At 75.9% G+C, this 19,832-nt stretch carries 22 protein-coding genes and 2 pseudogenes; 19 read left to right on the top strand and 5 right to left on the bottom strand.

Annotated features, from left to right (window positions below; genetic code table 11):
* Positions 1–11: 11 nt before the first annotated feature.
* Together RM780_RS02500 and RM780_RS02495 are read right to left on the bottom strand one after the other, a co-directional pair.
* A complete protein-coding gene (locus tag RM780_RS02500) occupies positions 12–1,490 on the bottom strand; it encodes an MFS transporter (RefSeq protein ID WP_311628749.1) in 1,479 nt (492 codons plus the stop codon).
* A gap of 109 nt (positions 1,491–1,599) precedes the next feature.
* Positions 1,600–2,706: a substrate-binding domain-containing protein gene (locus RM780_RS02495; RefSeq protein WP_311628748.1), complete on the bottom strand. Its 1,107-nt coding sequence runs from the start codon at positions 2,704–2,706 to the stop codon at positions 1,600–1,602.
* Positions 2,707–2,893: 187 nt separating this feature from the next.
* On the opposite strand from RM780_RS02495, the gene RM780_RS02490 reads away from it, so the two are divergent.
* Positions 2,894–3,361: a MarR family winged helix-turn-helix transcriptional regulator gene (locus RM780_RS02490; protein WP_311628747.1), complete on the top strand. Its 468-nt coding sequence runs from the start codon at positions 2,894–2,896 to the stop codon at positions 3,359–3,361.
* Positions 3,362–3,524: 163 nt separating this feature from the next.
* Positions 3,525–5,252, top strand: a complete 1,728-nt coding sequence (locus RM780_RS02485) for a BCCT family transporter (RefSeq protein ID WP_394812870.1) — start codon at positions 3,525–3,527, stop codon at positions 5,250–5,252.
* A gap of 3 nt (positions 5,253–5,255) precedes the next feature.
* Here RM780_RS02485 and RM780_RS02480 read toward each other — a convergent pair whose 3' ends face one another.
* On the bottom strand, positions 5,256–5,915 hold the full coding sequence (locus RM780_RS02480) for a GNAT family N-acetyltransferase (protein WP_311628746.1): 660 nt from the start codon (positions 5,913–5,915) through the stop codon (positions 5,256–5,258).
* A gap of 170 nt (positions 5,916–6,085) precedes the next feature.
* Here RM780_RS02480 and RM780_RS02475 point away from each other — a divergent pair.
* From RM780_RS02475 to hmgA, 13 genes and pseudogenes are all read left to right on the top strand, one after another.
* Positions 6,086–6,379: pseudogene (locus tag RM780_RS02475) on the top strand (gas vesicle protein GvpO); the annotation flags it as partial.
* Positions 6,376–6,816, top strand: a complete 441-nt coding sequence (gene gvpJ, locus RM780_RS02470) for a gas vesicle protein GvpJ (protein ID WP_311628745.1) — start codon at positions 6,376–6,378, stop codon at positions 6,814–6,816. The pseudogene RM780_RS02475 and the gene gvpJ, both read left to right, overlap by 4 nt.
* Positions 6,813–7,550, top strand: coding sequence for a GvpL/GvpF family gas vesicle protein (locus RM780_RS02465; protein WP_311628744.1), 738 nt, complete (start codon positions 6,813–6,815; stop codon positions 7,548–7,550). Before gvpJ ends, RM780_RS02465 begins: the two co-directional genes overlap by 4 nt.
* A gap of 2 nt (positions 7,551–7,552) precedes the next feature.
* Positions 7,553–7,810, top strand: coding sequence for a gas vesicle protein GvpG (locus RM780_RS02460; protein ID WP_311628743.1), 258 nt, complete (start codon positions 7,553–7,555; stop codon positions 7,808–7,810).
* A pseudogene (locus tag RM780_RS02455) lies at positions 7,807–8,160 on the top strand (gas vesicle protein); the annotation flags it as partial. The gene RM780_RS02460 and the pseudogene RM780_RS02455, both read left to right, overlap by 4 nt.
* Positions 8,161–8,393: 233 nt before the next feature.
* Complete coding sequence (locus tag RM780_RS02450; RefSeq protein ID WP_311628742.1) at positions 8,394–9,230, top strand: GvpL/GvpF family gas vesicle protein; 837 nt, start codon at positions 8,394–8,396, stop codon at positions 9,228–9,230.
* A 23-nt stretch (positions 9,231–9,253) separates the two neighbouring features.
* Positions 9,254–9,454 carry a gas vesicle protein gene (locus RM780_RS02445; protein WP_394812875.1) on the top strand — a complete coding sequence of 67 codons (201 nt, stop codon included), beginning with the start codon at positions 9,254–9,256 and terminating at the stop codon, positions 9,452–9,454.
* Positions 9,451–9,723, top strand: a complete 273-nt coding sequence (locus RM780_RS02440) for a gas vesicle protein K (RefSeq protein WP_311628740.1) — start codon at positions 9,451–9,453, stop codon at positions 9,721–9,723. The genes RM780_RS02445 and RM780_RS02440 overlap by 4 nt, the downstream gene beginning before the upstream one ends.
* 76 nt (positions 9,724–9,799) lie before the next feature.
* On the top strand, positions 9,800–10,192 hold the full coding sequence (locus RM780_RS02435) for a YidH family protein (protein ID WP_311628739.1): 393 nt from the start codon (positions 9,800–9,802) through the stop codon (positions 10,190–10,192).
* Complete coding sequence (locus RM780_RS02430; protein WP_311628738.1) at positions 10,189–10,539, top strand: DUF202 domain-containing protein; 351 nt, start codon at positions 10,189–10,191, stop codon at positions 10,537–10,539. Before RM780_RS02435 ends, RM780_RS02430 begins: the two co-directional genes overlap by 4 nt.
* Before the next feature lie 93 nt (positions 10,540–10,632).
* Positions 10,633–11,097, top strand: a complete 465-nt coding sequence (locus tag RM780_RS02425; RefSeq protein WP_311628737.1) for a MaoC family dehydratase — start codon at positions 10,633–10,635, stop codon at positions 11,095–11,097.
* Positions 11,098–11,420: 323 nt separating this feature from the next.
* Positions 11,421–12,728: a hypothetical protein gene (locus tag RM780_RS02420; RefSeq protein ID WP_311628736.1), complete on the top strand. Its 1,308-nt coding sequence runs from the start codon at positions 11,421–11,423 to the stop codon at positions 12,726–12,728.
* A gap of 105 nt (positions 12,729–12,833) precedes the next feature.
* A complete protein-coding gene (gene hmgA, locus RM780_RS02415; protein WP_311628735.1) occupies positions 12,834–14,135 on the top strand; it encodes a homogentisate 1,2-dioxygenase in 1,302 nt (433 codons plus the stop codon).
* Positions 14,136–14,302: 167 nt separating this feature from the next.
* On the opposite strand, the gene RM780_RS02410 is transcribed toward hmgA, so the two are convergent.
* Positions 14,303–14,572 (bottom strand): hypothetical protein, encoded by a 270-nt coding sequence (locus tag RM780_RS02410; protein WP_311628734.1) that lies wholly within the window; start codon positions 14,570–14,572, stop codon positions 14,303–14,305.
* Positions 14,573–14,962: 390 nt separating this feature from the next.
* Between RM780_RS02410 and RM780_RS02405 the strand changes: the two genes are divergently transcribed.
* Both RM780_RS02405 and RM780_RS02400 read left to right on the top strand, forming a co-directional pair.
* Positions 14,963–16,045 carry a LacI family DNA-binding transcriptional regulator gene (locus tag RM780_RS02405; protein ID WP_311628733.1) on the top strand — a complete coding sequence of 361 codons (1,083 nt, stop codon included), beginning with the start codon at positions 14,963–14,965 and terminating at the stop codon, positions 16,043–16,045.
* A gap of 54 nt (positions 16,046–16,099) precedes the next feature.
* Positions 16,100–17,794, top strand: a complete 1,695-nt coding sequence (locus RM780_RS02400; RefSeq protein WP_311628732.1) for a glycoside hydrolase family 13 protein — start codon at positions 16,100–16,102, stop codon at positions 17,792–17,794.
* Between the two features lie 585 nt (positions 17,795–18,379).
* On the opposite strand, the gene RM780_RS02395 is transcribed toward RM780_RS02400, so the two are convergent.
* Positions 18,380–18,772, bottom strand: a complete 393-nt coding sequence (locus RM780_RS02395; RefSeq protein ID WP_311628731.1) for a GntR family transcriptional regulator — start codon at positions 18,770–18,772, stop codon at positions 18,380–18,382.
* Positions 18,773–18,850: 78 nt separating this feature from the next.
* Here RM780_RS02395 and RM780_RS02390 point away from each other — a divergent pair, with 78 nt between their 5' ends.
* Together RM780_RS02390 and RM780_RS02385 are read left to right on the top strand one after the other, a co-directional pair.
* Positions 18,851–19,378 carry a hypothetical protein gene (locus RM780_RS02390; protein ID WP_311628730.1) on the top strand — a complete coding sequence of 176 codons (528 nt, stop codon included), beginning with the start codon at positions 18,851–18,853 and terminating at the stop codon, positions 19,376–19,378.
* Between the two features lie 165 nt (positions 19,379–19,543).
* A complete protein-coding gene (locus RM780_RS02385) occupies positions 19,544–19,753 on the top strand; it encodes a hypothetical protein (protein ID WP_311628729.1) in 210 nt (69 codons plus the stop codon).
* The last annotated feature ends 79 nt before the right edge of the window (positions 19,754–19,832 follow it).

The raw sequence follows: 19,832 nt of genomic DNA, 5'->3' as shown, positions 1-19,832 counted from the left end.
CCTTACGTGAGTTACGTGAGCACGGCCGGCTCCGTGGCCGGCGCGGGCTCGGGCTCGGGCTCGGGCTGGGACAGCAGGCGCCACACGACGGCGGCACCGGCGAGGGAGAGCACGGTGACCGTCCACAGGACGACGGACAACGCACTGGTGTAGTCGCCGGAGAGGCCGCCCGCGGTTTCGCCGGTGAGCAGATCCGCGGCGGCGTCCGCGCCGATGCGGTCGTGCAGCAGGGCGGAGACGGCGGCGCCCACCGCGGCGATGCCCACGGCCTCGCCGGTCAGCCGGACGGTGTTGAACAGGCCGGCGGCCATGCCGCTGCGGGACGGCTCGACCACGGAGACGGCGGTGCCGTCCAGCACGGCCAGCGAGAGGCCGAACCCGGCGCCCACCAGGGCGAGTCCGACGGGGTGGAAGTCCGTCGCCAGCCACGCGGCCCCGGCTCCCTGCACCAGCAGGGACAGCACCAGGATGGTGCGGGGGGCCAGCCGCCGCGCCAGCAGCCCGGCGAAGGCGGGAACGATCAGGGCCGGGACCGTCATCACCGCCAGCAGCAGGCCGAGTTCGCCGGAGTCGGCGCCCTCCACGGACTCCAGGTAGGGCGGGAGCACCACCAGGAGGGCCACGAAGCCGAAGGCCAGCACGGTCGGGACCACGCACACGGCCAGGAACTTGGGCAGCGCCAGCAGCGAGACGTCGAACAGCGGCTCGGGGCGGCGGCGTTCGATCGCGCCGAAGGCCACCATCAGCCCCACGCCCGCGACGGCCCCGGCGAGCACCACCGGGTGCCCGAAGCCGCGTTGCTGGGCCTCCACCAGCGCGAAGATCAGCGCCGAGAGCGCGGCGGTGAACGTCAGCCCTCCGGCCCAGTCGATCGTTCCGCCAGGACCTCGGGACTCGCGGATCACCAGCGGGCTGACCACCACCAGCACGGTGGCCACGCCGGCGATGACGCCGAACAGCAGCCGCCAGCCGCCCAGCGAGATCAGCGCGCCGCCGATCACCGGGCCCAGGGCCAGGCCCAGGCCGAAGGACGTGCCGAACAGGGCGAAGACGCGGTTCTTGGCCTCCCCGGTGAACCGGTCGGCCAGGATCGCGCTGCCGGAGGTCACCACGCTGGCCGCGCCCGCGCCGGCCACGGCCCGCGCGAGGTCCACGACGAGGATGGCGGGCCCGGCCGCGGCCACGAACCCGGCCACGGCGAAGGCGGTCAGGCCGGCGAGGAAGACCTTGCGGCGCCCGGCCCGGTCGGCGAGCGAGCCGGTGATGGCCATGAACCCGGCGAAGGTCAGCATGTAGGCGTTGGCCACCCACTGGGTGGCGGCGACACCGGCGTCGAAGTGGGAGCCGACCCGCGGCGCGGCGAGCGAGCCCCCGGTCAGGGAGATCGGCAGCAGCGAGGCGGCGAGGCAGACCACGAGGGCCACCGGCCATGGCCCGCGTGCGGAGGTGACGGCGGCGGTGGGAACCGGCGAGGCGTCGGTCGTAGTCATGGTAGGCACCCCAGATAAGAAGTCTTGCCCATATAAGAGATCTTATCGTTTGGGGCACGCACCGCGTCAAGTGGGGTAGCCGCCGGGACACCCCGCACGGGGTCCCGGTCTATCCGCTCCAGCCGTCCAGGTCGGCCGTCACCGCGAAGTCGAGCCCGTCCGCCTCGGCCAGGTAGATCCGCTGGCGCACGTGCCGCCCGCGCAGCCGCAGAACGCCCCGGGCGCCCTCGTAGCTGACCCCGGCCGCCGCGCCCTCGATGGCCGCCACCTCCCAGGAGCGCGCCCGGCCGATCAGCGCCGCCAGCAGCAGCACGCCCTCGTAGCAGGACTCCCCCAGCGCGCTGGGCGCCGGCGCGTCCACCCCGAACCGCGCGCCGTAGCGGCCGTGGAAGTCGAGGGTGTCGGCGGTGGCCAGGGACCCGAAGAACCCGGCCGTGGCGCTCAGGCCCCGGGTGGCCTCGGCGCCGCTGGCCACCAGCATGTTCTCGTCCATCAGCGTGCTCAGCCGCAGGCTGCGCGCGTCCAGGCCCCGGGCGGCGAACGCCCGGTTGAAGCGCACCGCGTCGCTGCCCACCAGCAGCATCAGCACCGCGTCCGCGTCCAGCCGCTCGATCCGGCGCAGCACGGCCGCGAAGTCGTGGGTGCCCAGCGGCAGATAGCTCTCCCCGCAGATCCGCCCGCCGCTCTCGGCGGCGTAGGCGTGGGCGGCGCGCGCGGTGCGGCGCGGCCAGATGTAGTCGTTGCCCACCACGTACCAGCGGCGCACCCGCCGCTCGGCGGCCAGCAGGCGCATGGCCGGGCGCAGTTGGCCCTCGGGCGTCTCGCTGGTGAGGTAGACGCCCTCGGAGTTCTCCCCGCCCTCGTACAGCGCCGTGTAGACGTAGGGCACCCGGTGGGCCACGCGCGGGGCCAGGGCCTGCCGCACCGAGGAGATGTGCCAGCCGGTGACGCCGCGCACGATGCCCGAGTCGACCAGGGCCTCCACCTCGGCGGCCACCCGGGGCGGCGGGGCGCCGCCGTCCACCGTCACCAGCCGCAGCTCCCGGCCCAGCACGCCGCCGGCCGCGTTGACCTCGTCGGCCGCCAGGCGCGCGCACAGCTCGCAGGCCGGGCCGAAGATCCCCGCGGGGCCCTGCCGGGGCACCACCAGGGCAACGCCCAGCGTCCCCGGGTCGGCCGCCAGCGGCCCGGAGTGCTCGGCGCGTATGCCCCTCATCCGGACATGATGGCGCGGGCGGGCCCCGGCTGTGGCCGTTGTCCCGGCCATCGAGACCGGGCCGGGACCCTGGGGCCCAAAAACCGTACCCCCGCCGTCGGCCCAACGGCCGCCACCGGTCGGTTTGTACGATGGTGGGGCCACCCCCTCGGCGTGCGCCGGGGAACGGAGCCCGAGGAGCGCCGCGATGACCGACACGCCCGACCGCCCCGTCGAGGAACTGGTCGCGCTGCTGACCCGCGCGGAGCGGCTGTCCGTGCGCCGGCTGCGCGCCGCGCTGGAGGAGGCGGGCTGTTCGGCGGACGCCTGGCGGGTGATGGCGCTGCTGGCGGACGGCCGCGGCCACGGGATGACCGCGATGGCCGAGCACGTGGTGCTGCCCCCGCCCACCCTGACGCGGCTGGTGGACCAGCTCACGGACGACGGGGTCGTCCACCGGACGGTCGACCCGCTGGACCGCCGCCGCATCCTGGTTCATCTCACCCCGCGCGGGCGCCAGTTGTGGCAGCGGCTGGATCAGCGGGTGCGCGGGGCGTGGCCGGAGCTGCCGGGCGGCGGGGACGAGGAGCTGCTGGCCGCGCTGCTGCGGCGGCTGGTCGCGGCCCTGGAGGGCGCCCCGGCCACGGCCCCCTCACGGGGGGCGAACGGCCGCTGAGCGCGCCCCGGGCGGGACGGCACATGCTTGGTACGGTACGGGCGCTGCGATAGGAATTGCGGCGTTCGCCCGGTAGACCCCCTTCCCCCGTCCGGCGGCAGGGGCCCGCGGCGGGCTGTGAACCGTTCGGCAGGAATCCGTTCGACCAGGAAGGGGACGGCACGTGTCGCTTGCGGGGCCGAGTGCGCAGGGGCCGAGGACGACGACCGGGGACCTTCGGCCCTCACGGCTGCGGCATCGCACCGACTGGGTGGTCTTCGGAGCGGCGGCAACCCTGACCCTGGCGTTCGTCGTCTGGGGCGCGGTGGCCACCGACTCGCTCGGCGAGGTGACCAGCGACGCGCTGGGCAGCGTGATCCACAACGCCGGCTGGGCGTTCGTCCTGGCCGCCTCCGGCTTCGTGGTCTTCGCGCTGTGGCTGGCCGTCAGCAGGTACGGGCGGATCACGCTGGGCCAGGAAGGCGAGGAGCCGGAGTTCCGGACGGTCTCCTGGGTGGCGATGATGTTCAGCGCCGGGATGGGTATCGGGCTGATGTTCTTCGGGGTCAGCGAGCCGCTGAGCCACTTCGCCACCCCGCCGCCGGGCACCTCCCCGCAGGACGGCGGCGACGCGATGGCGACCGCCATGGCCACCACCCTCTTCCACTGGACGCTGCACCCGTGGGCGATCTACGCCGTGGTCGGGATGGCCATCGCCTACAGCACCTTCAGGCGGCGGCGCCGGCAGACGATCTCCGCCGTGTTCGAGCCCCTGATCGGCGCCCGCCGCGCCAACGGCGGCACGGGCCGGGTCATCGACGGGCTGGCCATCATCGCCACGCTCTTCGGCTCGGCGGCCTCCCTCGGCCTGGGCGCGCTCCAGATCGGCAGCGGGGTGGAGGAGCTGGACTGGCTCTCGGACGTCGGCACCGGCCTGCTGGTGACGATCATCGCGGTGCTGACCGCGGCGTTCGTGGTCTCGGCGGTCTCCGGGGTGGAGCGCGGCATCCAGTGGCTGTCCAACATCAACATGGTCCTCGCGGCCCTGCTCGCCGCCTTCGTCTTCGTGGCCGGGCCCACCGTGCTGATCCTGGACCTGCTGCCCACCTCCGTGGGCTCCTTCCTCAACGACCTGCCGGAGATGGCCGCCCGCACGGAGGCCAGCGGCGGGGAGGGCGTGGCCGACTGGCTGTCGGGGTGGACGGTCTTCTACTGGGCCTGGTGGATCTCCTGGACGCCGTTCGTGGGCATGTTCATCGCGCGCATCAGCCGGGGGCGGACCATCCGGCAGTTCGTGGGCGGCGTCATCCTGGTGCCCAGCACGGTGAGCCTGGTGTGGTTCGCGGTCTTCGGCGGCACGGCGATGCGGCTGGAGGAGCGGGGCGCGGGGCTGACCGAGGAGTCCACCACCGAGGGGCAGCTCTTCGCCGTGCTGCGCGACTACCCCGTGGCGGGGGCCACCACCCTGCTGGTGATGGTCCTGGTCGGCATCTTCTTCGTCTCGGGCGCGGACGCGGCCTCCATCGTCATGGGAACGCTCTCGCAGCGCGGAACGCTGGAGCCGCACCGCCTCGTCGTCGTCTTCTGGGGCATGCTGACCGGGGCGGTCGCGGCCGTGATGCTGCTCATCGGGGACGGCGGAACGACCGCGCTGGACGGCCTGCAGAACCTCACCATCCTGGCCGCGGTCCCCTTCGCCCTGGTGATGGTGGGGCTGTGCGCGGCGCTGATGCGCGACCTGCGGCGGGACGAGCTGATCGTGCGGGGCGAGCGCGGCGAGGAGGCCGTGGAGCTGGCCGTCATCGCGGGCGACGAGCGCTACAACGGCGACTTCCGCCTGCGCATCGGCCCCGGCGAGGGCGAGGGCCCCACGGCCCCCGCGGCGGACGCCCCGCCGACAGGCGGCCGTTGACCCTCAGCCCGGGGCGCCGCACTCCCCCAGCCGCGCCAGGAGGTGGCGGCGGGAGCTGTAGTTGAGGTGCACGCGCTCGGCGCGCCCGGTCGGCGGGAACCAGCCGTCCACGCACGGAACCGTGTGCTCGAACCGGTACGCCGCGCGCAGCCCGGGGCTCTCGGCGACCGCGGCGAAGGACAGGGCCGTCTCCCAGTCCAGCGGGTCCCAGCGGGCCAGGGCCTGCGCCCGGGTGGCCTGGAGCAGCAGCCCGGCCAGGCCCGAGCGGCGGCGCGCCGGGTGGACCCACAGGCCGCCGATGTGCCCGACGGCGCCGCGGAACCCCGGCAGGCGGCCGGGGTCCAGGCACAGGGCGGGCCCGGGGTCCCCGGCCCGCGGCTCCCGCGCCCACAGCCGCCCGGTGCGCAGCAGGCCGAGGAACGGCCCCGGCGGCAGCAGCCGGCAGGCGCAGCACCCGGCCAGGCCGCCGTCCGCCGCCACGGCCGCCAGCCAGAAGCCCTCTCCGGCCCCGAAGCCCGCCCGCCCCGGGTCGAAGGCGGGATTGACCCCGCACCCGCCCGGCGCGGCCCGCAGATGCCGCACCCACCCCGCCGGATCCTCCTCCACCCGCACCGCGAGCCCCCGCGCCTCCAGCGCCGCCTCCGCGGCCGAACACCCGCGCACGGGCGGCGCGTTCACCTCCGGCGCGGGGCTCGCGTTCCCGCCCCCCGCTCCCCTGTCCCCCATGCCCTGATGCTGCCCGCCACGGCGGACCGGCCACCGGGGCGCCCGAGGACCGCCCGGGACTCCCCCGGAGTCCGGACGTTTCGCCACCCCGCCGTGAGGAACCCGCTGCTGCCATGACCATGGACGCGGCAGAGGTAATACGGACGGCGGGCGCCCAGTTCGCCGAGCTGACCGGCCTGCGGGCCGAGGCCGTCACCCGGCTCGAACGGGACGGGGACGGCTGGCTCCTGGAGGCGGAGGTCACCGAGATCCCGCGCGTCCCCGACACCATGAGCCTGATGGCCGCCTACCGGATCAACGTCGGCGCCGACGGGGGAATCACCGGCTACCGGCGGGTGGACCGCTACGAGCGGGGCCGCTCCGGGACGCGCCAGCAGGAGGCTGGAGGGTACGGACCATGACCACGGCAGTCGCCTCGCCGGTGGCCCGCGACACGGCGGGCTCCCGCTCCGGGACGCTCTACGACGTGCTCGAACTCATCCTCGACCGGGGCCTGGTGATCGACGCGTTCGTCCGGGTCTCGCTGGTGGGCATCGAGATCCTCAAGATCGACGTCCGGGTCGTGGTGGCCAGCGTGGACACCTACCTGCGGTTCGCCGAGGCGTGCAACCGGCTCGACCTGGAGGCCGGCCCGCGCAAGGACCCGGGCGTTCCCGAACTGGTCGGCTCCATGAGCGAGTCGGGGGCGCACGGGAAGGCCAAGGGCGCCCTGACCGGGGCCGCCGAGGCCGTGACCAAGGCCACCCGCCGCGCCACCGGCGGCTCGCGGCGCGGCAGGGAGAAGGACGAGGAGCAGCAGGAGAAGCAGGAGAAGCAGGAGAAGGAGGCCGCGGAGTGAGCACGTACGTCTACGGCATCACCCGCGCCACCGGCACCCGCCTGCCGGAGGGCCTGACGGGAATCGGCGAACCGCCGCTGCCCGTGCGGGTGGTGCGCCGGGGCCCGGCCGCGGCGCTCGTCAGCGACTGCCCGGCGGGGCTGCGGCCCCGGCGGCGCGACCTGTTCGCGCACCAGCGGGTGCTCTCGGCCGCGGCGGAGCGCGGGCCGGTGCTGCCGCTGCGCTTCGGCGCCGTCTCCCAGGACGACGCGGCGGTGCGCGCCGCTCTGGCCGAGCACGCGGAGCTGTACCGCGAGCAGTTGGACGCCGTGACCGGGCGCTCGGAGTACAACGTCAAGGCCATGCACCGCGAGGAGCGCGTGCTGCGCCGGGTGATCGAGGAACATCCCGAGATCCGCACGCTGAACGAGGCCACCCGCACGGGCGGGCGCGCCGCCTACGCCGAACGCCTGCGGCTGGGGCGGCTGGTGGCCGACGCGCTGCGGGGGCACGAGGAGCGCGACGCGCGCGAGGTGGTGGAGGCTTTGGCCCCGCACGCCGAGCGGCACGTGGCGGGCCCCGGCGGCGCGGGCCGGGTGGCCAACCTCTCCTTCCTGGTGGAGAAGGACCGCGCCGAGGCCTTCCTGACGGCGGTGGAGGTCCTGAGCGCGGCCAGCCCGCAGATGGACGTCCGCGTGACGGGGCCGCTGCCGGCGTACAGCTTCGTGCGCACCGAGCCCGCCCAGGCGGCCTGACCGTGCTCGGGCTGGTGGGCGGTCTGCTCAGGGAGGTGGCGCTGCTGCCGCTGGCCCCGGCGCGCGGCGCGGGCTGGGTGGTGGCGCAGGTGGTGGCCGAGGCCGAGCGGCAGTACTACGACCCGGAGGCCGTGCGCGCCGCGCTGGCCGCGCTGTACGAGCGGCTGGAGGCGGGCGGGATCGGCGAGGCCGAGTTCGAGCGCCTGGAGGAGGAGCTGCTGGACCGGCTGGACGAGGCGGCGGCGAGGGGGCGCTCATGACGGACTCCTTCCTGGAGGGCCGCGCGGGCGGCGTCCCCGGCCCGTACGCCGCGGGCGGCGGCGCGAACCTGGCGGACATCCTGGAGCGGGTGCTCGACCGGGGCGTGGTGATCGCCGGGGACATCCGGATCAACCTGCTGGACATCGAGCTGCTGACCATCAAGCTGCGGCTGGTGGTGGCCTCCGTGGACAAGGCCAAGGAGATGGGCATCGACTGGTGGGAGGACGACCCCGCCCTCTCCACCGCCGCCCGCCGCCGCGAACTGACCGAGGAGAACGCCCGCCTGCGCGAGCGCCTTTCGGCGCTGGAGGGCGGCTCCGCGCGCGAGCCACGCAGGAAGGGCGTCGAGACCGGCGGGGAACGCGACGGACGCGCGACAGACGGGGAGACCGGCGAGGCGCACGCGGAACACGGACCGCGCGTGGAACGCGACGGGCGCGGGCCCTGGGCGGAACGCGAGGCGCGCGGGCCCGGGGCGGCGCGCCCCGGAACCTCCGCCCGGGAGACGCCCGCGCCCGCGGAACGTGACGGGCAGGGGGCGTCTCCCCCGAGGGACGAGCCCCCCGAGCGGGAGGAGCGACCGTGATCCGACAGGGAAGCGACGAGAGCGGCCCGCGCCCGGGGCGTCGGCCCGAGGGCGCCGCCGGGGAGCTGTGGTACGTCTACGCCGTCTCCCGGGCCGAGGAGGCCCCCGCGCCGCCGCCGGACGGGCCGCCGGGGCTGACGGCCGTGACCGAGGCCGGGCTCGCCGCGCTGGCGAGCCCCGTCCCCGCGGCCGAGTTCGGGGAGGGGCCGCTGCGCGAGCGCCTGGAGGACCTGGCGTGGCTGGAGCGCACGGCCCGCGGCCACCAGCGGGTGGTGAACGCCCTGGCCGCCTCGGGACGGTGCGTGGTGCCGCTGCGCCTGGCCACCGTCTGCCTCGACCCCGACGGCGTGCGCCGCCTGCTGGCCGAGCACCGCGAGCGTTTCGCCGCCGCCGTCGAGCGCCTGGACGGCCGCGCGGAGTGGGGCGTGAAGATCTACGCGGCGGCCCCGCAGGCGGAGCAGCCCGAAGACCCGCCCGGGACGGGCAACGTCCCCTCCGGCCGCGACTACCTGCGACGCCGGGCGCGGCAGCGCCGCTCCGCCGAGGAGGGCTGGCGCGAGGTCAGGGCGCGCGCCCACGAGGCGCACACGGCGCTGGCCGGCGCCGCCGAACGCTGCCGGCTGCACCCGCCGCAGGACCCGCGCCTCTCGGGCGAGAGCGGCCAGAACCTCCTCAACGGCGCCTACCTGGTCCCCCGCACCCGCGAGGACCCCTTCCGCGCCCTGGTCGCCGAGCTGGCCGGCACGCTCCCGGGCGTGCGCCTGAGCCTGACCGGCCCCTGGGTCCCCTACTCCTTCGCCGGCCTCGCGGGAAGCCCGGGGGCGGCCCCGTGAGCGCGGCGGGCCGGCTGCCCGAGGTGGCGAGCGCGAGGAGCGTCTGGCGGGAGGAGGGCGGCGCCTGCGCCCGCGAGCCGGCCCTGGTGGACCTGCTGGACCGGCTGCTGGCCGGGGGCGTGGTCCTGGCCGGCCACCTGACCCTGCGCATCGCGGACGTGGACCTGGTCCGGATCGACCTGCGGGCGCTGATCACCTCTGTGGCCCCCGGGGAGGCGCCGTGAGCCGCCGCGTGGAGCTGGACCGGGACACGGTCGAGCGGGACCTGATGCGCCTGGTGCTGACCGTGGTGGAGCTGCTGCGCGAGCTGATGGAACGCCAGGCGCTGCGCCGCGTCGAGCACGGCGACCTCACCCCGGAGCAGGAGGAGCGGATCGGGCTGACGCTGATGCTGCTGGCCGAGCGGATGGAAGAGCTGTGCGAGCGGTACGGGGTGGCCCCCGAGGAGCTGAACCTCGACCTGGGCCCCCTCGGCTCCCTGCTCCCCCGGTGAGGACCGGCAGGGCTGGCTCGGCCGGGGTGACGCCCGCCACGGGCCGCGCGCGCCCCCGGCGCCTAGGCTTTGTCACATGATCCGAAGAGCCCGGGACGCGGTGCTGCTGTGGTTTTCCCCCCAGCGCGTCAGGGCCGAGGGCGCAACGCCGGACTACCGGTTTTCACTGGCCAACGAGCGGACCTTCCTGGCCTGGCTGCGGACCGCGCTGGCCCTGCTGGCGGGCGGGATCGCGGTGGACCAGTTCCTGACCGACCTGCGCTGGGCCGTGCGCACCTCCGTGGCGGTGCTGCTGCTCGCGGGCGGCGCGCTGTGCGCGGTGCGGGCGGTCAACCACTGGGCCCGCTCGGAGCGGGCGATGCGGCGCGGCGAGGACCTGCCGCCCAGCAGGTTCCCGGCGCTGCTCGCGGTGGGAACGGCCGTGGCCGCGCTGCTCGTGATCGCCGTGGTGCTGGCGGGCGGGGCGTGAGGGACGAGGGCGCCCAGGCCCGGGACCCCGGCGCCCAGCCGGAGCGGACCCGGCTGGCCTGGCGGCGCACGACGCTGGCGTTCGCCCTGGTCGTGGTCCTCGCGGTGCGCGGGGCGGCCACCGGGGACGGCGCGGGGCACGGCGGCGGCCCGGCGGCCTGGGCCGCGGTGGCCGGGGCGGCCCTGCTGTGGGTGGGCTTCCTGCTGCTGGCGCACGGGCGCATCCGGGCGCTGGCGAACGCCAGGCCGCGCGCCGCCGGGGCCCGCACGGTCCTGGGGGCGGCCGGGGTGGTGGGGGCCGCCGCGCTGCTGGGGGCGGCGGCGCTGCTGGCGCCCGGGCCCGAGTGAGGACCGCCGGGGCGGGGCGACAACCGCCGGGGCCGGACGAGGACCACGCGGCCCGGGGGCCCCGGCCCGGCTACCCGCGAGTATGCTGGCCGGATGGCAGAGCCACGGATCTTCGCGACCCCCGACGACGTGCGGTCGGCGGTCGGCGAGCAGTTGGGTTACAGCGACTGGCTGACCGTCGAGCAGAAGCGGATCGACCTCTTCGCCGAGGCGACCGGCGACCACCAGTGGATTCACGTGGACCCCGAGCGCGCCGCGACCGGCCCGTTCGGCACGACCATCGCGCACGGCTATCTCACGCTGTCCCTGCTGCCCCAGCTGATTCCGCAGCTGATGATCCCCGACGGCATCACCATGGCCGTCAACTACGGCCTGAACAAGGTGCGCTTCCCCGCGCCCGTGCCCTCGGGCTCGCGGCTGCGCGCGACCGGGACGATCACCGAGGTCACGGACGTGCCCGGCGGGGGCCTCCAGGTGGTCCTGACGGTGACCATCGAGCGCGAGGGCGGCGACAAGCCGGTCTGCGTCGCGCAGACCGTCACCCGCTACTCCTACTGAGGCCGGGCCGCTCCGGGGGCGCGTACCGCGCGGCACGCGCCTGCCCCGGCGGCGCCCCGCTCAGGGCCCACGCCCGGCGGGCCTCCCGCGCGCGGCGGAAGCGCCCCACGCGCCGGGGCGCGGGGCGGGCGGACGACGTCGGCGTAGGCGTACGGATCGTTCATGGCCCCACGGTCGGGCGGGCACCCGGCCGCCGTCGCGCCACGCTGGACCGGCCGGCCGCGCGGCCCACCCGATCGTGTGATCGTGAGGCTCGCCGCCCCGGCCGGGATGCCCCCGTGCGCCCCTGCCCTCACGTCCCGTGTCCGTGAGACCACAGATCCATGACGAACCCGCGCGGCCCGAACCACCAGCTGCGGGCGCTGCTGACCGAGGCGGGCTGGACCCAGGAGGCGCTGGCGCGGGCCGTCAACGCCCTGGGCGCCGAGATAGGGGCCGCCCTGCGCTACGACCGGACGGCCGTCGCCCACTGGCTCGCCGGCACCCAGCCGCGCCACCCGGTCCCCCAGCTCGCGGCCGAGGCCCTCTCCCGCCGGATCGGCCGCGCCGTCACCCCCGAGGCCGCCGGCTTCCCGGGCCGCCCCAGGGACGCGCGGCCCGCCGACCCGGTCGCCGGGTTCACCGCGCTGTGCCGCTCCGACGCGGACGCCGAGCGGCGGGTGGGCCTGCACCAGCGGCCCTACCGGGTGGCCGACGCGGTCGTGCCCACCCCGCCGGGGCCCGCCTCGCCCGGCAGGCCGCCGGGCGGGCGCCCCGAGGCCGGCCCGGCGCTGCACGACGCGGTGACCTTCTTCGCCGCCTCCATCGACGCCCACGGCGGGCGCCACGCGCGCAGCGCCCTGTCCGCGTACCTGGCCGACGACGTCGCCCCACTGCTGGCCACCAGGCCCGCCGGCCGGGCCAGGGCCGAGCTGCTGGTGGCGGCCTCGCGGCTGGCGTTCCTCCTGGCCCGGATGTACGAGGACGGGCTGCTGCACGGCGTGGCCCAGCGGTACTACACCTACGCCCACCGCCTGGCCGGGGAGGCCGGGGACCGCACCGCCTGGAGCGTGGTGGTGCGGGCGATGAGCGCGCAGGCGCAGCGCCTGGGTCACCTGCCCTCCGCGCTCCAGCTCGCCGAGGCCGCCGGGCGCGCGGCGCGCGCCGCCCCCCAGGCCCACCAGGCGTACGCGCAGGCGCAGTTCGCGGTGACGCTGGCCCTGACCGGGGACCGGCGCGGGGCGCTGTCGGCGCTGGGGCGCGCCGAGCGGGCGGCGGATCGGGCGGGCGCCGCCTCCGACCCGTTCGACAGCTACCCGGCCGCGGCCCTGCACTTCCAGGCCGCGTCGGTGCTGGAGGCGCTGGGCGACCTGTCCGGGGCGCTGGCCGCGCTGCGGCGGGCGGCCGGGGAGCGGCCGGCCGCGGACGTGCGGGGCCTTGCGCTGACCCAGGCCCGCTTCGCCGGGCTGCTGCTGCGCGGCGGGCACCTGGACGAGGCCTGCGCCTCCTGGGAGGCGTTCCTTACCGCGCGCGAGCGCCTGCGCTCGGGCGACGCGGAGCGGGCCCTGCGGGACATGCGGCAGGCGCTGCTGCCCTTCCGCAACCGCAAGCCGGTGGCGGACCTGCTCACGCGCTCGGCGCACGGTCGTTGACGCGCGCCCGGCGCGTTCCTACGGTCGACCTGCGGTCGCACGAGGCTGGGGCCGCTGGGACGCCGGACGCGGCGGGACGCGTGCGGCCCGCCGCGGGAGAGCGCGATGGACACGGGCACCACGGCCCCGGCCAACCGGGGCTTCGGCAACGAGCACAGCAGCGAGGCGGTGCCGGGCGCGCTGCCGCAGGGCAGGAACGCCCCGCAGCGGCCCCCGTTCGGCCTGTACGCCGAGCAGCTGAGCGGGACGGCCTTCACCGAGCCGCGGGCGCGCAACCGGCGCTCGTGGCTGTACCGGATGCGCCCCTCGGCCGCGCACCCGCCGTTCCGCAGGACGGACAACGGCACGCTGCGCGGCGGGCCGTTCACCGAGACCGTCCCCGACCCCAACCGGCAGCGCTGGGACCCGCTGCCCGACCCGCCGCCGGGCACCGACTTCGTCGCGGGCCTGTGGACCCTGGGCGGGAACGGCGACCCCGCGCGCCGCACCGGCATGGCGATCCACCTGTACCGGGCGGACGTCCCGATGCGCGACCGGGTCTTCGGCGACGCGGACGGCGAGCTGCTGATCGTTCCCCAGCGCGGAACGCTGCTGCTGCGCACGGAGTTCGGGCCACTGCGGGCCGGCCCGGGCGACGTGGCGCTGATCCCGCGCGGAGTGCGCTTCCTGGCCGAGCTGCCGGACGGCCCGGCGGCGGGGTACGTGCTGGAGAACCACGGCCCGCCGCTGGCCCTGCCCGAGCTGGGCCCCGTGGGGGCCAACGGCCTTGCCGCACCGAGGGACTTCGTGGCCCCGCACGCGGCGTACGAGGAGGACGCGGACCGGCCGGTGGAGGTGATTGCCAAGTACTGCGGGAACCTGTGGGCCTCGGCCTGGGACCACTCGCCGCTGGACGTGGTGGCCTGGCACGGCAGCCACGTGCCGTACGTCTACCCGCTGCGGCGGTTCAACGTCCTGGGCTCGGTCAGCTTCGACCATCCCGACCCGTCGCTCTTCACCGTGCTGACCTGCCCGGCGGCCGACTTCGCGGTCTTCGCCCCGCGATGGCTGGTGGCCGAGGACACCTTCCGGCCGCCGTACTTCCACCGGAACGTGATGAGCGAGTACATGGGCCTGATCGAGGGGGCCTACGACGCCAAGGCGTCCGGATTCCTGCCCGGCGGCGGCTCGCTGCACCCGATGATGTCCGCGCACGGCCCCGACCGGGAGACCTTCGAGGCGGCCACGGAGGCGGAGCTGACCCCGCGCAAGGCGGACGAGGGCCTGGCGTTCATGTTCGAGACCCCCTGGCCGGTGACGCTGACCGCGCAGGCGGCCGGCACCGCGCTCAGGCAGCGGGACTACGACGCGGCCTGGAAGGGTTTCCCCCGCCACTTCCCAGGGCCTCTCGGGAAAGACCGGCCATGAGCGCTCCGCGCTGGGCCCCGCCGGGCCCGACACCACCCCGGCCGTGACCGGGGATGCCGGCCGGTCGGCGTCCGGCCGCTCTGAAGGGGCGCCTCCCCGGGTGCGTGCCGTGGGTCGGGGGGAGACACCGGAGCGGGCCGTCGGCCGGGACCCCGGCCGACGGCCTGTCAGCCGCGTCCGCCGAAGAAGGTGCGGCGCAGCCGCCGCAGCGGCGAGACCAGCAGGACGCGGGCTCCGCGGTTGCCGCGCGCGGCGGGCCGCTCGTCCCGCCTCGTCAGCTCGCGCATCAGCGTGGTGGCCTCCTCGGCCTCGCGCTGGGGCACGGCCGGGCCGGAGAGCACGCTCAAGTGGCGGTCGAGACGCGTGCTGCTGGCACTGGTCCCGCAGTTGATCGCAGGCACCCGCGGCGGCCTGCTGCGCGCTGTTATCTGCTTCATGCCTCTCCCACCCGTCCTACGGCACCCGGTCCGGGCAGGGTAACCCTAACGCCCCACGACCGCGCATGGGTATCCCGGGCCCACCTTTCACCTTTCCCCGCAACGGGGTTGACGAACACCGCGGGATACGCGTTCCCCCCGGTCACCCGTGCGCGGGCTGTACGCCCCCCTCCCCCCTGCCCGATCATGGGAGGCGGCCGTTGCCCCGGACAGGACGCGCACTCATGTACACGTTTACATCGGCCGTTTCCCGCTTCTGAACTGCGGATTCCCCGTCAGTTCCGCGGCCGGCCACGCCAACGGCCCGCGATATCAAGATCTTTTCATGTAAACGATTGCATTACCCTCCGGTCGGCAGTACGTTCGGCTCACTGCCGTGATCGGAGGGTTATGGCCGCCAGCATCATCGACGTCGCGCGGCGCGCGGAGGTGTCCACCGCCACCGTCTCGCGCGCCCTGCGGGGGTTGCCGAACGTGTCCGAGGCGACCCGTGAGCGAGTGCTGCGCGCGGCGGAGGAGCTGCAGTACGCGGTCTCCCCGCATGCCTCCTCCCTCGCCTCCGGCCGGACGGGGACGGTGGGCGTCATCCTGCCGTTCGTCAACCGGTGGTTCTACAGCCAGGTGGTGGCCGGCATCGACTCGGTCCTCCGGGCGCACGACCTGGACCTGTTGCTGTACAACCTCGGCGACGAGCGGGTGCACGAGCGCTTCTTCTCGCGCATGCCGCTCCGCCGCCGCGTGGACGCGCTGATCGTGCTCAACCTGCCGCTGTCCGCGGCCGAGTGCGAGGCGCTGGTGTCGATGGAGGTGCCGGTGGCCGTTCTCGGCACCCGCATCCCCGGCTGCTGGCACGTCTCCATCGACAACGCGGAGGGGGCGAGCACGGCAGTCCGCCACCTCATCAACCTCGGCCACCGCCGGATCGGGATGATCACCGGCGCCCTGGGCGACCCGCGGGGATTCACCACCCCGATCGTGCGCCAGCACGCGTACCGCACGGTGCTCTCCGAGGCCGACATCCCCTACGACCCCGACCTGGAGGCCCCGGGGAACTTCGGCATCGACGAGGGCGCCTCCGCCATGGCCAAGCTGCTGAGCCTGCCCGACCCGCCCACCGCCGTCTTCGCGGAGTCGGACCAGATGGCCTTCGGCGCGCTGCGCACCCTCAATCGCATGGGGCTGCGCGCCCCCGACGACGTCTCGGTGGTCGGGTTCGACAACCACGAGACCGCCGAGCTGCTCGGCCTGACCACCGTCGCACAACCCGTTGCTCACCAGGGGGAGCTGCTCGCCCGCCAGATCCTGGACGCGCTGTCCGGGGCGTGCGAGGAGCCGACCCAGGTGGTGGTGCCCACCCGGCTCGTTGTCCGGAGCACCACAGGCGCGGCCAGCGCCGCGCGTCCACGACACCAACACCTCTCACCCCGGCCGGGACCCGAACCGGACCAGAACAGCCGCACTACTGCGCGGTGAGCCGCCCCAACCGCGCATTTTCCAGGGTCAACTCGCAAGAGGAATGGAAGATACGTGCCCCGCACCCGCATCCGCCAGAACACGGCCACGCCCTGGTGGCGCTCGGCCGTCATCTATCAGGTCTACATCCGCAGTTTCGCCGACGGAAACGGCGACGGCATAGGTGACATCGCCGGGCTCCGCGCCCGCCTTCCCTACCTGGAGGAACTGGGCGTCGACGCCGTCTGGATCAACCCCTGGTACCCCTCCCCGATGGCCGACGGCGGGTACGACGTCGCCGACTACCGCGCCATCGACCCGGGCTTCGGCACGCTCGCCGAGGCCGAGGAGATGATCGCGGAGGCCCACGGCCTGGGCATCCGCGTCGTCCTGGACATCGTCCCCAACCACACCTCCGACCAGCACCGCTGGTTCACCGAGGCCCTTCAGGCGCCCCCCGGCTCCCCCGAGCGCGACCGGTACGTCTTCCGCGACGGCCGCGGCCCGGACGGGTCCCTGCCGCCCAACGACTGGCGCAGCCGCTTCGGCGGGCGCGCCTGGACGCGGGTCACGGAGCCGGACGGCAGCCCCGGCCAGTGGTACCTCCACCTGTTCGCGCCCGAGCAGCCCGACCTCAACTGGGCCAGCCGGGAGGTGCGGGCGGAGTTCGAGTCGATCCTGCGCTTCTGGTTCGACCGGGGCGTGGACGGCTTCCGCATCGACGTGGCGCACGGGCTGGCCAAGGACCCGGCCCTGCCGGACCTGGGCATCCCCGAGGACCTGGTCTTCGAGAACGAGCGGCACCGCGACAGCCACCCCCACTGGGACCAGGACGAGGTGCACGAGATCTACCGCACCTGGCGGAAGATCGCCGAGTCCTACGGCGGCGACCGGGTGTTCGTGGCCGAGGCGCACGTCGCCCCGGACCGCCTCCCGCTGTACGTGCGCCAGGACGAGCTGCACACGGCGTTCAACTTCTCGTTCCTGAAGGCCGCGTGGGACCCGGCGGAGCTACGCGCGGTGATCGACCGCAGCGTCACCTCGCTCGGGGAGGTCGGCGCGCCCTCCACGTGGGTGCTCTCCAACCACGACGTGCCCCGGCACGTCACCCGCTACGGCCGGACCGTGACGGTCACCCGCGAGCACGACGAGGGCGCCGGCCCCTCGGACCGCGAGCTGGGTCTGCGCCGCGCGCGGGCCGCCGCCCTGTTAATGCTGGCCCTGCCCGGCAGCGCCTACGTGTACCAGGGCGAGGAGCTGGGCCTGTGGGAGGTGGAGGACCTGCCGGAGGAGGCGCTCCAGGACCCGACGTGGGAGCGCTCGGGGCACACCGTGCGCGGCCGGGACGGCTGCCGCGTTCCGCTGCCCTGGTCCGGGTCGGACAGCCCGTTCGGCTTCGGCCCCAAGGGCAGCAAGCCGTGGCTGCCGCAGCCGGCGGGCTGGGAGGGCGTCAGCGCCCAGACGCAGTCGGGAACGCCCGGCTCGATGCTGGAGCTGTACCGCGCGGCGCTGCGGCTGCGGCAGGAGCAGCCCGGCTTCCGGGGTGAGGGCCTGCGCTGGCTGGACGCCCCCGAGGGCGTGCTGGCCTTCGAGCGCTCGCCGGTGCTGCGCTGCGTGGTGAACCTCTCGGAGAAGCCGTACGCGCTGCCGCGCAACTGGGGCGTGCTGCTGACCAGCGACCGGGTCACCGGGGGCCTGGTGCCCCCCGACACGGCCGTCTGGCTCTGGGGCGGCGGCCCGGCGGCCCGCCCCACCCGCCCCCGGAGCTGACCCGCACGTCCCGGCCGGGGCCCGCGCCCCGGCCGGGAACCGGCGCGGCCTGCCGACCCCGGAGGACCGAACCCGACGGGGCCCCGCACCCCGGCCGGGACCGGGCTCCCCCGCGGGCCGGCCCGGTCCGCCAGGGCCCGCACGCCCCCGGTCCGGCCCGGCCCGCACCCTGCCCCGCTCACGGGGCCGGGCCTCCACGCCGGGCCGGGCCCCGGGCCTGCCGCCCCCTACCCCCGGGCGGCAGGCCCGGACACGGCGCGCGCCGACGGGCCCGGGACCTCCTCCGCCACCTGGGCGGGAACGCCCCTCGCTTCGCGCCCGGGGGCTGTCCCCGCGCGCCCGGGGCACGCGCCGTGCCCTGCACACGGGGCGTTCTCACCTCGGCGGCCCGGCAGGGGACACGCACCGTGGCCCCGCGCACGGGGCGTTCACCCCGGCCGACCCGGCAGGGAAACGCGCCGGACCGCCGCGCAGGCCAGGGGGCACACCCCAAAGCAGCCCTGCGCGGCCCGCGGCGGGCGTCGTCGTGGCGCCGGCGCGCGGCCGGGCGTTCGGCGCAGTGCGCGGACCCGCGGGCAGCGTGCGTCAGCCGCCCGCAGGGCCCTCGTACGCGGCGCGGAGCGCCTCCCGGGCCGTGGTCAGGGCCGTCGCGTGGTCCAGGCCGAGGCGGTGGGCCCGTTCGGCGTAGGCGCGGGCCGCCGCCGCGGCCTCGCGGGCCGCCGCGTCCCCCGCCGCCGCGACGAACGTGCCGTGGCGGCCCCGGGTCTCGACGACCCCGTCGGCCTCCAGCGCCCGGTACGCCTTGGCCACGGTGTTCGCCGCGAGCCCCAGTTCCTCGGCGAGCCCCCGGACGGTCGGCAGCCGGTACCCGGCCGGCAGCGTCCCCGCCCTGGCCTGCCCGGCGATCTGGGCCCGAAGCTGCTCGTAGGGGGCGGCCGGCGCGCCCGGGTCGATCACGACCCGCAAGGTGACACTCACCCGGCCGATTCTGCCCCAGCGGGAGGCGGGTTTCTCCCGCGCCGAACCCTGGGGCACCATGGCTGCTGTGATGCAGCCGTGACCGCCGACGACGCGCCGCAGGCGCCGGGCACGGCCCGCGCCGGGTCCCCCGACGAGCCCCCCGCCCCCCGCTTCGGGCGCCGCCGGCGCCTGCCGCGCCCGGTGCGGTGGCTGTTCCTGCTGTGCGGCATCGGGGTGCTGGTCTGGCTGCCCGCGGACTCCGCCGGCCGCCTGCTGACCGGCGAGGACGCCGTCCTGACCGAGCTGAGCTGCCGCGAGGAGCGCCCCGAGGGCGGCGGCGTGGCGCAGACGGTCTGCGAGGGCACCTGGCGTTTCCCGGACGGGGACACCGGCCGCGGCCGGGTCGAGGGCGGCACCGGGGAACGCCCGGGGTCGGCCGTCTTCGCGGGCGGCGACTGGGCGTACCAGGACCGCGCCCCCCTCGCCTGGCCGGTGCTGCTGGTCGGCGGCCCGCTCCTCCTCGCGGTGGCCGCGATCACCACGGTCGCGATCCTCAGACGCCGCGCCCCGGCGGACGAGGAGGCCCCGCGTGAGGCCGGGTCCGCGCGCGATGCCGGGGAGTGACACGCGTCCGGGGCGTCCGTTAACCTGACGGCATGACTGCCGGGTTGGCCATGTGCCGCGCACAGAACGGGTACCCGGCCGCCGCTTGATCACCGCGCGGGCCAGAGGCCCGCCCCCGCCCGCGAGTTGAGCCTGATGCCACTCGCAGCGGAAGGGAGGTGACACATGAGCTGGCAGGACTTTCTCGCCCGGCACCGGACCGGTGACGTGATCGAGGGCGTGGTGAGCCAGAACGCGCCGTTCGGCTCGTTCGTGACGTGCGACGGCTTCGACGGCCTGGCGTACCAGGAGACCTGGCCCGTCGGGGCCCGGGTCTCGGTGCGGATCCTGGCGATCGACGCCGAGCGGCGGCGTTTCAGCCTGGCCCCGGCCTGAGTGACAGCCTGGCCCCGGCCTGAGTGACGGCGCCGATCCGGGGGACGAGCACTCCCCCGGATCGGCGTCCTCCCATTGT

Origin of the sequence: Streptomyces boetiae, from assembly GCF_031845405.1 — a bacterium.
Lineage (GTDB): Bacteria > Actinomycetota > Actinomycetes > Streptomycetales > Streptomycetaceae > Streptomyces > Streptomyces boetiae.
Note: the sequence above shows the minus strand (reverse complement) of the source record. Positions and strands in the feature narration are given on the sequence as shown.

Bases quoted from the DNA above. Each gene is read 5' to 3' on its own strand.
- RM780_RS02500 (WP_311628749.1), bottom strand. From the start codon at position 1,490: ATGACTACGACCGACGCCTCGCCGGTTCCCACCGCCGCCGTCACCTCC.
- RM780_RS02495 (WP_311628748.1), bottom strand. From the start codon at position 2,706: ATGAGGGGCATACGCGCCGAGCACTCCGGGCCGCTGGCGGCCGACCCG.
- RM780_RS02490 (WP_311628747.1), top strand. From the start codon at position 2,894: ATGACCGACACGCCCGACCGCCCCGTCGAGGAACTGGTCGCGCTGCTG.
- gvpJ (WP_311628745.1), top strand. From the start codon at position 6,376: ATGACCACGGCAGTCGCCTCGCCGGTGGCCCGCGACACGGCGGGCTCC.
- RM780_RS02435 (WP_311628739.1), top strand. From the start codon at position 9,800: ATGATCCGAAGAGCCCGGGACGCGGTGCTGCTGTGGTTTTCCCCCCAG.
- RM780_RS02425 (WP_311628737.1), top strand. From the start codon at position 10,633: ATGGCAGAGCCACGGATCTTCGCGACCCCCGACGACGTGCGGTCGGCG.
- RM780_RS02420 (WP_311628736.1), top strand. From the start codon at position 11,421: ATGACGAACCCGCGCGGCCCGAACCACCAGCTGCGGGCGCTGCTGACC.
- hmgA (WP_311628735.1), top strand. From the start codon at position 12,834: ATGGACACGGGCACCACGGCCCCGGCCAACCGGGGCTTCGGCAACGAG.
- RM780_RS02410 (WP_311628734.1), bottom strand. From the start codon at position 14,572: ATGAAGCAGATAACAGCGCGCAGCAGGCCGCCGCGGGTGCCTGCGATC.
- RM780_RS02405 (WP_311628733.1), top strand. From the start codon at position 14,963: ATGGCCGCCAGCATCATCGACGTCGCGCGGCGCGCGGAGGTGTCCACC.
- RM780_RS02385 (WP_311628729.1), top strand. From the start codon at position 19,544: ATGAGCTGGCAGGACTTTCTCGCCCGGCACCGGACCGGTGACGTGATC.